The organism is Catenovulum adriaticum (assembly GCF_026725475.1).
In the GTDB taxonomy this organism is placed as follows: Bacteria; Pseudomonadota; Gammaproteobacteria; order Enterobacterales; family Alteromonadaceae; genus Catenovulum; species Catenovulum adriaticum.
This window is the reverse complement of record NZ_CP109965.1, coordinates 3066584-3083609: the sequence shown is the minus strand read 5'-3', so window position 1 is coordinate 3083609 and position 17026 is coordinate 3066584. Positions and strand designations below refer to the sequence as shown.

Here is a 17026-nt window from a genome sequence, read left to right as displayed (position 1 = left end):
CATGACAAATAATCAAATAAATTTTAAGAGACTAACATGACAATTCATAGCATGACGGCATTTGCACGCCGTGAAAAAAAATCAGAATGGGGTACATTCACTTGGGAAATTCGCTCAGTTAATCAAAGATACCTTGAAACTTATTTCCGTTTACCAGAGCAATTTAGAGCACTTGAACCCGTGCTTAGAGAAAAAGCTCGTAAATCAATGCAGCGCGGTAAGTTAGAAATTAATTTGCGGATAACAGATACAGATAAAGCCGTTGGTAGCTTATCATTAAATCAAAATTTGGTTGAGCAGCTATGCCAACATGCGCAGCAAATACAAAAACAATTGCCAGACTCACAAATTAATCCAGTTGATATCATGCGCTGGCCGGGTGTAATGCAGGCTCAAGAGCAAGATATGGATGCCCAACATGCAGAGTTATTAGCTGAGTTTGATCTAACCATTGTCGACTTTTTAGCAGCAAGAGCCAGCGAAGGCGAAAACTTAAAAGCGATGATAGAGCAAAGACTAAGCGCGATTTCAGCACAAGTTGATATAGTACGCAGTGAAATGCCAGAAGTTTTAAAATGGCAGCGCGAGCGCATTGAAACTAAACTAGCAGATTTCAAAGAGCAAGTAGACGAAGCCCGAATTGAGCAAGAGCTTATTATGCTAGCACAACGTGTTGATGTAGCCGAGGAGCTAGACAGGTTAGAGTCGCACATTAAAGAAACCGGCCAAAAAATTCTTAAAAAAGGTGGCGCCTGCGGCCGACGCTTAGATTTTATGATGCAAGAATTCAACCGCGAAGCCAACACTCTAGCCTCTAAATCAATCAATACCACAGTCACCAATGCAGCGGTAGATGTAAAAGTATTAATTGAGCAGATGAGAGAGCAGATCCAGAATATAGAATAGTGTTTCCGGGTAGAAAGTTACCCATCCAAGAATGTCTTAAAAGCTCGGTATTACCTTGTGGAGAGCATTGTAAATACAGGGCTTTTTTATTTTTCCGTCCAAATCGGTTTGCAGGTGTCCGTTACCAACTACCTGTTTAGTGGTGAGTAGAATGGTGGGCAGACTCCTCATTTTGGCTCAATAAGCATTTTGCGTCCGTAAACAGGACTCACCTTATTGGATGATCCGCTACACTACAGCCAAAGGAAGACTGGAAGCAACGTAAGCGTCCGGTGAAACCCATCTAAATGCCGATTAACCAATTGCATGACTCACTTCTTTTCTATAACAGGAGTGAGTCATGCAAGCTAACTGAACACAACAATGGCAAGGATCGTTTCGACCGAGCTTTATTATTAACCCTTATTATTGTTGTAGAAAAAGCGCGGCATTTTCTTTTTTACGCTGATCCAGTGTTTTAGTAATCGCAGCTACTGTTGTTTTACTGATCCCTTGCTGCTGTGCAAAATAAGTAAATTGACAGATTGCTTCTGTCACTTCATCAATGACTAGTCTTGCATCATGCCAACTCCCATAGCCAGCACTTGCTGCCAGCTTTTGCATTACTTTGAGTGGCGGCGCTTTTCCATACCCTGCATATGCTGTTGCATGCTCATTAAAGGGATGGGGGCTAAATGTGACATCGTAAAAGGGCGCGGGCTGCCACTGGCCATCGTCCGCTTGCAAAAACGCCCAGTTTTTACTGTGATCATCTTGGTTAGCTGCAAATAAATTAAAAATAGCACGGCGAAACTGAAGTTGCCCTGCCGCAGGAGACTTACACAACTGACGACTGGCTTTAATAAGGTCACTATAGTCTAAACTAGGAGTACGAAAGTCGGCATCTAATAAGCCACAGGCACTATGCATATGTAAACGCCCTGTATGATGTTCGCTATCGGCTTTATCTGCCCGTAATCCTTGTTCTTTGGGTAAATAATCAAATCGTTTGAGCGCTAACCAGGCAGGCGCACCACTCCTTGGTGGTGCTTCAATGAGCTGCCAAATTGGCGGTTGGCATTTTGCTTGCTCAGCCATTTGTAGATACACGGCTTCACATAAACCTTCTTCATGACCTAGTGCCAAGTTCTTCGACGTAAACTTAACTAACCATGCTTCATCCCCTGGCTGAGCAAAGATTCGACAATGCTGAGTTTCCCCAGCAGGCATATAAATCTGCGCCTTTGGTCTTGCTCCACCCGAACTACCACCGGCGACTAATGCGGCCAACACCTGTTGAGTATGCCCATCTAACTCATCGTGATTATCACCCATATAATCTGACATTGAAGCATCGAACAGCGTTTGCGCTTCTAAGCCTAAAGTTGCTAAATCAATGTCAGCGCTTGTTGTGGCAGAATATTTTCCGTTTAGGACGATAACAATCCCCATGCACAGTAAGTGCACAACCTGTACTCTAGCGGTATTGTCCACTTTAGACTTTGAACCTCGCCAAATACTTATGTTGACTGGCAGTTCACCGCAAAACATCCAGTTGCTAAAAAATAAGTGCGTCACATTCGTATAGCAGTAGGCCATATCAAATTAGCAAAGCGTACCCAACAAACTGGTAGGGCAAAGAAGAAAGAGAGCCATTGAGGGAGCTGCTTTATACTCAATCAGAACTAAGTTTCACTTTTATGCGCGTAAAAATGTAAAATAACACACTTTTATGCGCATAAAAGTGTAGGCTGAGTTATAATATAGGCTGTTAACAATCTAAATGGCGGGAAATAATAATGCAGCGTAACTTACTCAACGCCTTAATAGCATGGAAAAACCATCCTGTGCGAAAGCCATTATTGATTGATGGCGCAAGACAAACAGGTAAAACCTATCTGCTGCAAGAGTTGTTTGGGAGCACCTTTGCCAACATCCTTCGTATCGACTTCCTTGAAAATCCTGCCTACAAAGAGGCGTTCGATGGTTCACTGTCACCTGACGAGCTAATAATGAACATTGAGTTGTTAACCAATCAGGCGTTCAACCCAGAAACCGACCTGCTGATACTAGATGAAATTGGCGAATGTGAACGTGCCGTTACTTCACTTAAGTATTTTTCCGAAAAAGCACCGTCCTATTTTGTCGCTGCTAGCGGCTCGAACATTGGCTTGCTCAACACCTTCCCTGTAGGCAAGGTAGAACAATACAATTTACGACCACTGACCTTCCAAGAATTTATTTACGCATCCAACGAGCAAGCACTGATCAAAGCATTTGATAGTCAAGCAAGCACACTGGCGGTGCACACTAAATTGATGGATAAACTAACAGACTACTTTTTTACCGGTGGTATGCCGGAAGCCGTTTCTGCTTGGTATCAGTTTAAAGATTCAAGCATTTTAGATCGGGTGGAAAAAGTCACAAAAATTCATGCCGATTTAGTTGACGGTTACCGCCGCGATTTTGGCAAGTACGCGGGCAAGGTCGATGCCACACTGATTGAATCGGTATTTAATAGCATTCCAGCGCAGCTATCACTTGTGAGCGATGAGTCCGTTAAACGCTTTAAATTTAAGCACGTGTATGGGCGTAAATCTCGCTATGGCGATTTTGAAACCGCGATCCATTGGCTCAACTGCTGCCGCTTAGCTTTGCCAAACTACCCTGTTGAAGGGTTGCCGAAATCTCCGCTGGCGGCCTATAAAAAAGAAAATATGGTTAAACTGTTTCTGTTTGATGTGGGCCTGCTCAATCATATGCTGGGCAGTAGTTATAAAGAGATTAAGCAACAAAACTATGAGTACAAAGGCTATGTGGCTGAAAACTTTGTACAACAAGAGCTCACTGCTATTGGCGTTGACCCAAGTTATTCATGGAATGACGCCCGCGCCGAAATCGAATTTATTTTGGCAACCGATGAAGGCGATATCGTCCCTGTTGAAGTCAAAAGTGGTAAACGTACAAGAGCTAAATCATTGGCATCCTACGTTGAAAAATGTGCACCCAGTAAAACCTTTAAGCTAACTGGCACACAAGGCTCATCAGCGTTAGAACAAACCAATATCGTGATGCCCTTGTATTTCACCCAGTATTTACCTCAGAGATGGTAAGAACTCGTTGCCTAGAAGCAAGAGATCTACAAAGTTACTTCAAAGGTAACAATCTGAGGCCTTGATACTTGCTATTCGACACTCAGTCTTATCATGCAGTAACCCTCCCATTTTTAATGAAGGCTAGCTGTAGAATTTAGCGCGCGAGCAAGCTTCGCGCCTACACAAAGGTCAATGTAAGCACCAAGCTTGCTTCAATTTGATCATCAAAATCCAATCAAAGGGCTTGAGTTGTGTTTTAACTATTTTGTGCCTGAATAGCGGTTAGGGCGATGGTATATACAATATCTTCTACCAATGCGCCTCGGCTTAAATCATTAACTGGTTTGCGCAAGCCTTGTAGCATAGGGCCTATGCTAACTACATTTGCCGATCTCTGAACGGCTTTATAGGTGGTGTTGCCGGTATTTAAATCTGGAAATACAAATACGGTTGCTTGTCCGGCTACTGGGCTGTCAGGTGCTTTTTTAGCGGCAACGCTGGCAACAGAGGCTGCATCGTATTGCAATGGGCCGTCAATTAATAAATCCGGACGTTTTTGTTGTGCAATTTTGGTGGCTTCTCTCACTTTATCCACATCACTGCCAATACCACTTTCACCCGTGCTATAACTAATCATCGCAATTTTGGGGGTGATCCCAAAAGCTTTAGCTGAATCGCCTGATTGAATCGCTATATCTGCTAACGCCTCGGCACTAGGATCAGGGTTAACGGCACAGTCACCGTATACTAAAACTTGTTCAGGTAAACACATAAAAAACACAGATGAAACCAGTTTGCTTTCGGGTGCTGTTTTTATTAACTGGAGGGCGGGTCTAATCGTATTCGCTGTGGTATTGACCGCGCCAGATACCAAGCCATCTACTTTGTTTAATGCCAGCATCATGGTGCCTAATACCACTGTGTCTTCTAATAATTCACGTGCGGTATCTTCGGTTATGCCTTTATGCTTTCGCATTTCCATTATTGGCTCAACATAGTCATTTAAAATAGATTGGGGTGAAACTATTTTAACCCTATCTGGCAGCTCAATTGATAGGCTTTCAGCGCTGCGTTTAATGACTTCTGGATCGCCTAATAAAATACAGTTGGCAATTTGCTTTTGTGCACAAATTACGGCGGCATGAATCGTTCTGGGTTCTTCACCTTCCGGTAAAACAATGGTTTTAGGTTGTGAGCGAGCAGACTGCACTAAATGATGGCGAAAAGCGGCGGGTGATAGTCTTGGCGTTCGTTTTACTTTAATGTGCTCGGCAAACCAATTAACGTCTAATGATTCTGCGACCGCATTCATCACTTGCTCCATGCGAATATTATCATCGGCAGGTACGTCACTGTTTAGCTCATCTAAATATTGTGCGGTGCGATAAGTATTACTGTTAACCAGCATAATAGCCACGCCGGTATCAAATGCTGCTTGGCATAAATTCATTAACGCTTTGTCTGGCATATAACCGCCGGTTAATAAAATACCTGCTAACGGCACACCATTTAATACGGCCATACAAGCAGTTAATAAAATGTCGTCTCTATCGCCAGGGGTCACAACCAAAGTGCCGGCTTTTAAGGTGTGCAACATATTTGTTAATTTACGTGCGCAAATGCTTACCCCTAACACTCGGCGGTTTAAATCTGCATTTGGGTTTAATATTTGGCAATCTAAATGTTGATGAATATCAATCGTTCTGGGGGCCAGTAACTGAGGATTGTATCTAACTTGGCCCAAACACCTAAATTCTTTAGGTTTAAATACCGCTAATTGTGATAGATCTTTAACGGGCTCAATCGGTGAAACTTCGCCATCGTCTAAGGCCATTAATGCCTGAATTCGTCCTGCTGGCGCGCCGACTTTATTTAAAATACAGCCTAATACTTTTTTGCTGCGAGTACCGCCATAAAAATTAGACGATAAACTAATTTGTTGGTTAAGTTCTAATTCTGAAAGCTCGTTTTTAGCAGCGACTAAAATCACATCACTGTCGAGGGTATTAGCGATTTGGGTATTAATGCGCACAATAAAAGGCAAGTTTTTTTGCGGTACTAAGCCTTCAATAATTAATAAATCAGCATCTTTGGCGCTTTCTTCACAAATAGTGACGACTTCTTCCATTAGCTGTTCTATATCGCCATTCGCTAACATGCGCTGGGCTTTTTCAAGTGGAATCGGGTCGGGTGGTGTTAAGCCTTGCATCGCATTTACAAACAATAACGAAGGGTCAATTTGCTGAGCTAAACCACCATGCTGAGCAATAGGTTTACAAAAAGCAACACGAACCCCTAATTGATCAAGTGAGCGAACTAAACCTAAACAAACCGAGGTTAAACCTGCACCATAGCCAGTTGGGGTTAAAAATAAACTGTGATTCAAAATAGATTCCTCTTAAGCTTCGGTTTGAGTTAAACGAATGGTATCTTGCGCAATGACCCATTCTTCTTGAGTATGGATAATGGTGGCTCGACGAGAATTTGCTTTAGTAATTAAACCAAGGTTGTCGCCTCCTTGGTTGTTTAATTCTGGATCTAATTCAAACCCTAGCACGGTTAAATGAGATAATACTTTAGCGCGTACTAAAAAAGAGTTTTCGCCAATGCCGCCTGTGAAAACTAATGCATCGAGGCGAGACAGCCCGGCAACCATACCAGCAATACTTTTTGCTAAACGATAAGCAAATACCTCAATCGCTAAGGCGGCTTGTTTATCACCTTCATTCGCTTTTGCCGATAAAGTTCGCATATCGTTACTTGAGCCGGATAACCCTAATAAACCACTGCGTTTATTTAGTATGTTTGTTATTTCTGCTAAAGGCAGGTTTAGTTTATTAGCTAAAAATTGATGTATGCTGGGATCAATATCACCACTACGAGTACCCATCATCACACCTTCTAGTGGTGTAAAGCCCATGCTGGTATCAATCGATGCTCCATTTTGAACAGCGCAAATACTACAACCGTTACCTAAATGGGCAGTGATTAAACCACTGTTGTTTTTATCTAAGCCTAATTTAGTGATTGCTTGATTTGCCACGTATTGGTGGCTGGTACCATGAAATCCATATTTTCGAATACCTTGAGATTCATATAATTCATAAGGTAAACCATATAAAAAAGCATGCTCAGGCATGGTTTGATGAAAAGCCGTATCAAAAACGGCGACTTGAGGGATATCGGGTAATTGCTCTAAAACAGCTTGAATACCTGTTACTGCTGCAGGGTTATGCAAAGGCGCTAAAGCGCTGCAAGCTTCAATTTTAGTTAATACATTTGGGGTAATAAGCGCAGAAGATTTAAAGTATTCACCGCCATGAACTATTCTGTGACCGATTGCTGTAAGGGATTTAAACAAATTAAGTTTAGATAAAATGTTGAATAAATTGTGTAGTACTTCGCGATGATCGGCGCCAGCTAATTCGAGTTCACGTTTGTTATTTTCAAACGTCCAACTCATTTTTGTTTGTTCGGTTGATAATCGCTCAGCGATACCTGTTAAGGTTGCTTCAACGTGATCTGCAACATATAAAGAAAATTTAACTGACGAACTACCCGAATTGATGATGAGATAATTGTTATTGTTCAACCTGAACTCCTGAGCCACTAAAATTGATCCTAAAAACAAGGTTAGTATAGGTCAATTTGGCTTGCGAATATTTAATTCACATCAAGAAATAAGTTGAAAGCTTTTATATTAACAATAAAGGTAAATTATATAATTTAAAAACTTTATATTGTACGGTTAATTTGAAGTAATTAACCGTAACAAAATTTAAACATAAAACACAAACGCCATTATTTTTATGCATATGGCGGTAAGTTAATATAATGACGCTAATGGATATGTTCAACCGTTTTTAATTCAGATTCTAAAGCTTGTTGCTCGTGTCCTCTGGGTTTATGGAACTTTGCAGTTGCTAAATAAACTATTGGCGTTAAATATAGCGTAAATAAAGCCGCTAAACCTAAACCACCAAACATAACCCAACCAATAGCACTGCGCGCTTCTGCCCCCGCACCTGAACTTAAAATAAGCGGTAAGCCACCTAAAATAGTTGATACCATGGTAAGCGCGATAGGGCGTAAACGCACGTTCGCAGCTTGCTCAATCGCTTCTCGAATACCGAGTCCTTTGTCACGCAATTGATCGGCAAATTCAACCATTAAAATACCATTTTTAGCCATTAAACCAATTAGCATGACTAAGCCAATTTGAGAATAAATATTAACACTGGTATCGGTTAACCAAAGCGCATACACGGCAGCGGCTAAGCCAAATGGCACCACAGTCATTACATTTATTGCACTGGCAACCCCTTCAAATTGCGCGCATAAAACTAAAAATACGACTAACAATGCAATTGCATAAGTAAAGATTACTTCGTTTGAAGTTTCGTCTAGCGTTTGTGCTTCACCTAAAAAGATCATCTGCACATCGTCAGGCAATACTTGATTCGCCATCGCTTGCATGTCAGCCATTGCATCTGCTAGTGGGTAGCCTTCGGTTATATCTGCACTAATTTCAATTGCGCGTCTTTGTGCATGTCTATCTAGTTCAGCCGCGACACTGTTTTCTTTCATTGTTACTACGCTTGAAAGCGGCAATTGTTGGCCTGAAGCACTTGAAATATATAAATTTGCTAAATCTTGCGGTGATGAAACCCGAGTGGATGATGATTCTAACATGATAGGAATTGACTCATCCGCGATGCTTAAATCTACTAAGTCCCATCCATCAACCACAGCTCTTAAAGTATTAGCAATTTCGTTAAGTGAAATACCTAAATCAGCAGCGCGGCGCCTGTCAATTTCGAGTGATAATTGGGGTTGAGTCGGCCGATATGAAATATCAGGTGCGGTGATATTTGTGCTTTGTTCGTTAATTGCATCCGTCATGGCAAGCGCAGCCGAATAAATATGCTGGTAATCATTACCTAATAAAGCAACTTCAATTCCGCCTACGTTACCACGAATATTTAAACTATTAGGGCTCCCAACTCGGATACGGGCGCCGGGGATTTCTCTTACTTTTTGACTAATTTCAGCCATGACCTCTTGCTGAGTAATACTTCTTTGGTTCCAAGGAACAAAGGGCAACATTATTTGGGCGCGGTTTGGATCATAACGACCAACCGTAGTCATTATATCGGTAATAATGCCTTGCTCTAAATACGGTTCGGCAATTGCCTCTATTTGCTCTGCTTGGCGGCTAATATAGTTTAAGCCTACGCCGTCTGGCCCTGTTGCATCTATATATAAAACCCCTCTATCTTCGCTGGGTAATAGTTCATTAGCTAGTTTAGGGTAAACCCAGCCTGCCGTCAGCGCTAAACCTAAAGCTAATACAAAAAACCATTTTGCTTTATTTAATACAAAGTGAATTGAGTTAGCGTAAACACCGGCTAACTTTAACCCCACTCTGGTTAATAAGCCTGGTTTGGCATTTTTTTGTGGTTTAGCGAGCGGAAAGCGAGCGGCCATTGCGGGGACAATAGATAAAGCTACAAATGAAGAGATAATAACAGCGCACGCTAAAACAAAACCAAATTCGCGAAACATTTGGCCAGCTGAACCCGGAATTAATGCAATAGGAACAAACACACTCACTAGCACAGCTGTAGTTGCGATTACTGCAAATATTACCTGACGAGTCCCTAAAACAGCTGCGGCTCGGGGTTTTAACCCTTTTACACTTAATCGCTGAATATTTTCAAGTACCACTATGGCGTCATCAACCACTAAACCGGTCGCCAATACAATAGCGAGTAATGTGGTTATATTGATTGAAAAGCCCATTAGCCAAATGCCAGCTAATGTGCCAATTAAAGCTAGCGGAATTGCCGCGCTTGGAATTAAGGTAGCGCGTAAACTACCTAAAAATAGCCATAAAGCACCAACCACAATAACAATGGTCATCGCTAAGCTGGATAAAACTTCGGCCACTGAGCTTTCAATAAAAATAGCGCTATCGTCGGTAATCGTAAGCTGAATATTTTTATATTTTTTATTGAGTCGCTCAACAATTTTTTTTACTCGTTGTGATATTTCAATGGTATTTGAATGAGCTTGCCTGATAACCCCTAAACCGATAACTGGATTTTTATTTAAATAGACTAAAGATTCTACATCTTCTGGGCCAAAGTAAACTTGTGCAACATCTCCAATGCGGGTATTGCCTTTAATAATAATATCTTTAACTTGCTCTTCAGTGACTGTAGTGGCATTAGCGCGTACTAAAAGTTCTTGATCTTCAGCTCTAAAGCTTCCGGTAGGGACATCAAGCGGGGCATCATATAAAACATTAGCTAAATCGTTCACGGTTAAACTAAAGCTGGCGAGCCTGAGTGGATCAATCACCACATGCAAAACACGCATTCGGTCACCAAATAAAGGCACATCGGCAACCCCGTTAATACCAATAATTTCTGGCACTATGTCTTTTTCAATAATGCGAGTTAGCTCTTCTTGTTTTAAATTTTGGCTAGTGATGGCAATGTTAATAATGGGCTTTGCATCTTCTTGAGCTTTAACAACACTGATTTGCTCAACATTATCAGGCAAGTCTCGCTGAATTTGATTAATAGCTTCACGAACATCTGATGCGGCTGTCATTAAATCGGTATCAGCGGTAAATTCGGCATGAATTCTAAAATTATTTTCTTCACTGGAAGAGCGAATATTTTTAATACCAGACACTCTAGCCACAGCGCCTTCAACAATGCCTGTTACTTCCGCATCCATGGTTTCTGGGGTGGCACCAGGCAGTACGCCTCGCACAGAAACTATAGGTCGGTCTACATCGGGTAGCTCTCTGATTTCAACGTGATTTAAAGCTGCTATACCAGCTAAAGCAATTAATAAATTAATCACTAAAATTAAAAAAGGACGCCTTACGCTAAGCGATGCTAAATCATCTTTAATATGTTCACTCATGGCCTAGCAACCTTTGTTGAACTTGCGCTGATACGTCTTGTACTTTCATGCCTTCACGCATCCGTTGAATACCTTCTTTAACAACTAAGCTGCCTGGTGGTAAATCAGCTTCTACTAAAATTTCTCCTTTCAAGCGTTGCACTACTACAACCGGAACGCGTTTAGCGTGCTCTTTATCAATTTGCCAGATATAAGCGCCATCGCCTCCCCATTGTAGTGCTGTTTCTGGTACTAAAGGATATTCTCCAGACGATAAATCTAAGATGACTTTAAAGCTCATACCTGGTCTGAATTGATCGTCTTGGTTATCTAATTTTGCTTGCACGGTAAAAGTTCGGCTTTGAGGTGAAACTCGGCTATCAATATCAACTACTTCGGCTTGCTCTATTTTTGCCGCATTTTGCCAAGGCGCAACTTTTATCGATTGTCCCATTTTTAGTTGTCCATAATAAGACTCTGACACCTCAAACATAATCAGTAAGCCACTTCTGTCATCTATACTAACCAGTGGTGTTTGGGTATCAATGTAAGCACCTGGATCAAGTTGAGTTAACCCCAAATGACCGGTAAATGGTGCTTTAATTTGATGGTAATCAAGTAACACTTTTGCTCGATTGTAAGTCACTTGGGCACCAGCTAGTGAGGTATTGGCTTCATCCAACATAGATTGAGTTACCCCGCCGCTGGTTACTGCTGATTGATATCTTTTATAAGTTCGCTGGGCATCGGCAAGGGTGATTTCAGCCTGTTTAACCAGTAGAGCTTGCTCACTCGCATCTAATTGAATTAAGGTTTTTCCGGCGTTTACAAGGTTACCTGATTGAATATTTATAGATTCTATAATGCCGCTGATTCTAGGATATAAAACCACTGATTTTAACGCTCTAGAGGTGCCTACCGCTTCAATTTTATTGGCTTGCTGATGCATTGTTACTTTTTGGGTTAAAACGGGTTCAGCTTTTAATTTATTCGTGGCAGGAGGGGTAGCTTTTTCTGATGAACAGGCACCCAGCAATACAATAATAGTGGAAACCATACAAAGCTTGTTAAATAGGGTTGGCATGACAGGTTCCTAAGCAATTGGATTAAAAATATTTTTAATGTGACTTTATACGCAAACTATAAAATATTTAACACTAAAGTGTAACGGATTAGAGTGTAAAATTACTGTAAATGTACTTGATTATATTTGATTTTTTGGCAAGGCGGTGCTTATGTTTCGTCTCTAAAAAATAATATTTAATTCAGTCTTAAAATATTATTTTCTAATGATGCGCTAAAGTAAACGAGTTAAAATTAAGCAGGCTTTAATAAGGCGGTTGATTATCGCTTTAATTACGCTAGCATAGCCGACTATTTCAAATAACTTCGGTTACCATCGGCTTTAGAGCACATTAAACATGCAACTTAATCAAACCACCTCGTTTGGCGATTCTGTCATTCATTGGTATCACCAACATGGTAGAAAAACCCTACCTTGGCAACAAAACAAAACCTTATACACAACTTGGTTAAGTGAAGTGATGCTCCAGCAAACCCAAGTCACGACAGTGATCCCTTATTTTAACAGGTTTGTTGATAAATTCCCGACGTTGGCTGACTTAGCAAACGCTCAAGAAGATGAAGTTTTGCAATTATGGACAGGGTTAGGTTATTACGCCAGAGCTCGCAATTTATTAAAAGCCGCTAAAATTATGCAGGCTGAATATGGCGAATTTCCGCAAGATTTTGATCAAGTATTAGCACTTCCCGGAATAGGTCGTTCAACGGCTGGCGCTATATTATCGCTCACACTTGCCAAGCCATTTCCAATTTTAGATGGGAATGTAAAACGCGTATTATGTCGATATTTCGAAATTCAAACTTGGTCAGGCGAAAAGAAAACTCAAGATCTATTATGGCAGCATGCTGAGAAAATTAGTCCAGCGCAGGGAATTGAGTATTTTAATCAAGCGATGATGGATATCGGCTCTGCCGTGTGTACACGCGGCAAGCCCAAGTGTGACACTTGCCCACTTGAACAAAATTGTCAGGCAAATTTGAAAGGCTTAACTAGTCAATTGCCCGTTTCTAAACCCAAAAAAGAAAAACCAGTAAAATCAACAATCATGCTGGCATTAAAACACAATAACTCGGTTTTGTTAGCTAAACGCCCCTCTACCGGAATTTGGGGCGGATTATTTACATTGCCAGAATCAGAACGTTTATTAACAGAACCCGAAATTGAACAACTTTTTTCTGTTCAAGTTAAAACACTTAAAAAATTAGCCCCATTCAGGCATACTTTTACGCATTATCATCTAGATATTACGCCTGTGGTTGCTGAGCTTAGCCAGATTCAAAGTTCAATCCGAGATACCTCTGAACGCTGGTTTGAGTTACAATCAGAAGCAGAATTTGGTATGTCTGTACCAACCCAAAAAATATTAACCGAATTAACGAGCTAAATTGCTTAAAAAGAGGTCACTATGTCACGTACAGTTTATTGTCAGCATTTAAAGAAAGAAGCCGACGGCTTAGATTTTCAACTTTATCCGGGTGAAATTGGTAAGCGTATTTTTGATAATATTTCAAAAGAAGCTTTTGGCTTATGGCAAAAAAAACAAACCATGTTAATTAATGAAAAAAAAATGAGCATGATGAACCCTGACGACAGAAAATTTTTAGAACAAGCAATGGTCGATTTTTTGTTTGAAGGTAAAGACGTTGAAATTGAAGGTTATACTCCGCCAGAAAAATAATGAATCATTAGATTAGTTTTATCTACCCATCTTTTATGCAAACTGGAGAAATGAGTTAAAATAAGCTAAATTAACTGTTTATTTATCCAGTTTGTTTTCTATGAAGTTATATATAGCTGAAAAACCCAGCTTAGCTCGCGCAATAGCCGCTGTGTTACCAAAACCCCAACAAAATCAAGATGGCTATATTCAATTAGCTAACGGGGATTGTGTATCTTGGTGTATCGGCCATTTATTAGAAAACGCTGAACCACAAGATTACCAAGCCCAATTTAAGCAATGGCGGGCAAGCGACTTACCTATAGTACCTGAGAGTTGGCAACTTAAAGCGAAGAGTAACACTAAAAAGCAGCTTGGTATTTTGTCTAAACTGATCAAAAAAGCTGACACCTTGGTTCATGCTGGTGATCCTGACCGTGAAGGCCAATTATTAGTTGATGAGGTAATTGCACATTGCAAAACGGCTCAAGCTAAACGTAAAGCAACCCAACGTTTATTGATTAGCGATTTAAACCCAAGTGCAGTTAAAAAAGCCTTGAGTAAATTAGAGTCTAATCAAAATTATGTTGCGTTATCTACCTCCGCTTTGGCGCGTAGCCGAGCTGATTGGTTATACGGACTTAATTTAACCCGAGCCTACACATTGCAAGCTCAGCAAGTAGGCTACCAAGGTGTATTATCGGTTGGACGGGTGCAAACGCCGGTATTAGGTTTAGTGGTTCGCCGAGATAAAGCCATAGATGAATTTGTTAGTAAACCTTATTACCAAGTATTGGCGCATGTTAAAATAGATGAAAATACCGGTTTTACCGCACAATGGCAGCCAAGTGAAGCTTGTGCGCCACATCAAGATGAAGAAGGCAGAATATTAAATAAAGCACTTGCAGAACATGTGGTTAAACAAATACATCAGCAAGATGCGGTGATTGAAAAAGCAGAACAAAAAAACAAACAGCAAGCTGCCCCTTTGCCTTATAATTTGTCCGCTTTGCAAATAGATGCTGCAAAAATATTTGGACTAAGTGCGCAAGATACTTTGTCAGTTTGCCAAGCTTTGTACGAAAAACATAAACTCATTACCTATCCAAGATCTGATTGTCGTTATTTACCAAACGAGCATTTTTCGCAAGCTCAAACTGTTACATCGGCCATTGCCAATAATGTAAGTGAACTCTCACAAGCTTGCCAACAAGCTAATTTACAGCAGCGCAGTAAGGCTTGGAACGATAAAAAAGTAGATGCGCATCATGCAATTATTCCCACCAGCAAAAAAACATCAGCGCAATTATCAGCAAGCGAACTTAAAATTTATCAGCTGATCGCTAAACAGTATTTAATTCAATTTTATCCAGCTTGGCAGTATCAAGACAGCCAAATAGAATGTGTTATTAAAAACGGACATTTTCTTGCCAAACATAGGCAAACACTGGATTTAGGTTGGAAGGCTTTAATTGGCGTTAGTAAAAAATCACCAGAGTTAAATAAACCTGCTCTACCTAAAGTTAAAAAAGGTGATATTTATTTGTGCACGCATGGGGAGTTGCTTGAAAAAATGACTCAGCCACCTGAAGCTTTTACCGATGCAAGTTTACTGGCGGCGATGACAGGTATATCCAGACATGTCAGCGACCCTAACATCCGAAAAATATTAAAAGAGACAGATGGTTTAGGAACAGAAGCCACCCGAGCCAGCATTATTGAGTTGCTATTTAAACGCCAATTTTTACAACGCAATGGTAAAAAAATTAAAGCAACCCAAACAGGCAAAGCGCTTATTGAAACTTTGCCAGAAGCGCTAACCCTACCTGATATGACAGCTCAATGGGAAGTTTCGCTTGAGGCTATTTGCCAAAAACAGTTAAATTATCAAAGGTTTATAACGCCTTTGTTAGATAACTTAAATCAACTTGTCAAACTTTCGCAGCAAGCAGCGCCAGATGCTTTAAAAAAAGCAGCTGAAAATCAGCCTAAAACTAAATCTCGATTTACCAAAAGCCGCTCTCAATACTCGAAAGCAAAAAGCTCGAAAGCAAAAAGCTCGAAAGCAAAAAGCTCGAAAGCAAAAAGCTCGAAAGCCAAAAGTGCTAAAGCCACATCTTCTAAAACCAAAAGTTCAGGCACTAAACGCAGCTTGTACGCAAAAAAAGGGAAATAACTTTAAAAACTTGAACTTGCTCACAGGGTGTAAAGTTAAACTTGTGTTAAATCTACTTGATCGATTAACGTTAGCTTAATCGCAAAGCGCAATGACATAGGTTTAATTGGGTTTAGCTGAATTTTGGAGGCAATATGAAATACCTAAGTACAACTTTTACAACTCTTTCTAGTTTAGCCCTTGCAGCAGGTATAACTGCGTGTGACATCAGCTCAAATGATGACTCAGACTCATCCGATAACAATCAACAAGCTGCAATGTTTTCATTAGGTGTATCTGACGCGGCAGTGGAAGGCGCATCAGAAGTTAATATTTTTATCAGCAAAATCACACTAAGAAATAATAATGGTGAAGATACCGTTATTGAGACGCTAAATGAGAATGATGAAGCCGTCAAAATTAATTTATTAGATTTTCAGGGCAGTGACGCTTACGAATTAATTGATGATTTGGAGCTTAACGCTGGTGATTATGAGTGGATTAGAATGGATTTAGTCAATGGTGTTGACGCTAATTTAACTCAAACCAGCCATGTGGTGTTTGATGATGCAAGCATTCGCCCGCTTGTGGTGAAACGCAAGGGTAATGACGGCGTTGGTGAAATTCAGTTAAATGGTTTTGAATTAAATGAAGGTAATAACGAGTTTATTGTTGAATTTGATTTAAAGCGTTCGTTAGTTGACCCTAAAAACGATGCTGAAATAAAACTTAAGCCAACAGGCGTGCGGCTAGAAAATGAAATTGATTCCGGCCATATTGAAGGGACTGTAAAAGCCGATGTGATTGGTGCCTGCGAAGTAGACAATGCATTAGCTGCAGGTCAAGGCGGTATGTTTGGACATGCGGTTTATTTATATTCAAATGAAGCCAGCGCACAAACGGCGATGGACATTAATGAATCTGAATCGCAAACAATGGTATCGCCTGTCGCGACTGCAACTTTAGTGATGGACGATGATACCGGTGATTATGAATTTGAAATGGGCTTTGTTGGTAAAGGTGAATATCAAATCGGCTACACTTGTTTGTCACATTTGGATGACGCTGAAGCAATAGATGAAAACTTCAGTTTATATGCTTATCAAAATGAGGTAGGGGTACAAGCCGAAATGAGCAGCGAAGTTACGGTTTCTTTAGGCGATATTTTTACCCTAGAGTCTGAGACTGAAACTGAAAGTGAAATTCAATAAATATGTACTTCATGTCGTTAA

10 protein-coding genes and 1 pseudogene are annotated in these 17026 nt (G+C 40.5%); 6 read left to right on the top strand and 5 right to left on the bottom strand.

The window, feature by feature from the left end:
- The first annotated feature begins 36 nt into the window (after nucleotides 1-36).
- Entirely contained in the window at nucleotides 37-906 is an 870-nt protein-coding gene (locus OLW01_RS13560) for a YicC/YloC family endoribonuclease (RefSeq protein WP_268074454.1), read from the top strand.
- A 405-nt stretch (nucleotides 907-1311) separates the two neighbouring features.
- Here OLW01_RS13560 and OLW01_RS13555 read toward each other — a convergent pair.
- Nucleotides 1312-2310, bottom strand: a pseudogene (locus tag OLW01_RS13555) (type II toxin-antitoxin system HipA family toxin); the annotation flags it as partial.
- 374 nt (nucleotides 2311-2684) lie between these two features.
- Between OLW01_RS13555 and OLW01_RS13550 the strand changes: the two are divergent.
- Nucleotides 2685-3998 carry an ATP-binding protein gene (locus tag OLW01_RS13550; RefSeq protein ID WP_268074452.1) on the top strand — a complete coding sequence of 438 codons (1314 nt, stop codon included), beginning with the start codon at nucleotides 2685-2687 and terminating at the stop codon, nucleotides 3996-3998.
- 238 nt (nucleotides 3999-4236) lie between these two features.
- On the opposite strand, the gene pta is transcribed toward OLW01_RS13550, so the two are convergent.
- From pta to OLW01_RS13530, 4 genes are all read right to left on the bottom strand, one after another.
- Nucleotides 4237-6366, bottom strand: a complete 2130-nt coding sequence (pta, locus tag OLW01_RS13545) for a phosphate acetyltransferase (RefSeq protein WP_268074451.1) — start codon at nucleotides 6364-6366, stop codon at nucleotides 4237-4239.
- A gap of 12 nt (nucleotides 6367-6378) precedes the next feature.
- Complete coding sequence (locus OLW01_RS13540; protein WP_268074450.1) at nucleotides 6379-7572, bottom strand: acetate kinase; 1194 nt, start codon at nucleotides 7570-7572, stop codon at nucleotides 6379-6381.
- 248 nt (nucleotides 7573-7820) lie between these two features.
- Nucleotides 7821-10919 carry an efflux RND transporter permease subunit gene (locus OLW01_RS13535; RefSeq protein WP_268074449.1) on the bottom strand — a complete coding sequence of 1033 codons (3099 nt, stop codon included), beginning with the start codon at nucleotides 10917-10919 and terminating at the stop codon, nucleotides 7821-7823.
- Entirely contained in the window at nucleotides 10912-11982 is a 1071-nt protein-coding gene (locus OLW01_RS13530; RefSeq protein ID WP_268074448.1) for an efflux RND transporter periplasmic adaptor subunit, read from the bottom strand. The genes OLW01_RS13535 and OLW01_RS13530 overlap by 8 nt, the downstream gene beginning before the upstream one ends.
- 337 nt (nucleotides 11983-12319) lie before the next feature.
- Between OLW01_RS13530 and mutY the strand changes: the two genes are divergently transcribed.
- The 4 genes from mutY (at nucleotide 12320) to OLW01_RS13510 (ending at nucleotide 17005) form a co-directional block, all read left to right on the top strand.
- Nucleotides 12320-13366 carry an A/G-specific adenine glycosylase gene (gene mutY / locus OLW01_RS13525; RefSeq protein WP_268074447.1) on the top strand — a complete coding sequence of 349 codons (1047 nt, stop codon included), beginning with the start codon at nucleotides 12320-12322 and terminating at the stop codon, nucleotides 13364-13366.
- A 21-nt stretch (nucleotides 13367-13387) separates the two neighbouring features.
- Nucleotides 13388-13660, top strand: coding sequence for an oxidative damage protection protein (locus tag OLW01_RS13520; RefSeq protein WP_268074446.1), 273 nt, complete (start codon nucleotides 13388-13390; stop codon nucleotides 13658-13660).
- Between the two features lie 100 nt (nucleotides 13661-13760).
- Entirely contained in the window at nucleotides 13761-15815 is a 2055-nt protein-coding gene (locus OLW01_RS13515) for a DNA topoisomerase III (protein WP_268074445.1), read from the top strand.
- 134 nt (nucleotides 15816-15949) lie between these two features.
- Nucleotides 15950-17005 (top strand): DUF4382 domain-containing protein, encoded by a 1056-nt coding sequence (locus OLW01_RS13510; RefSeq protein WP_268074444.1) that lies wholly within the window; start codon nucleotides 15950-15952, stop codon nucleotides 17003-17005.
- Nucleotides 17006-17026 lie beyond the last annotated feature (21 nt).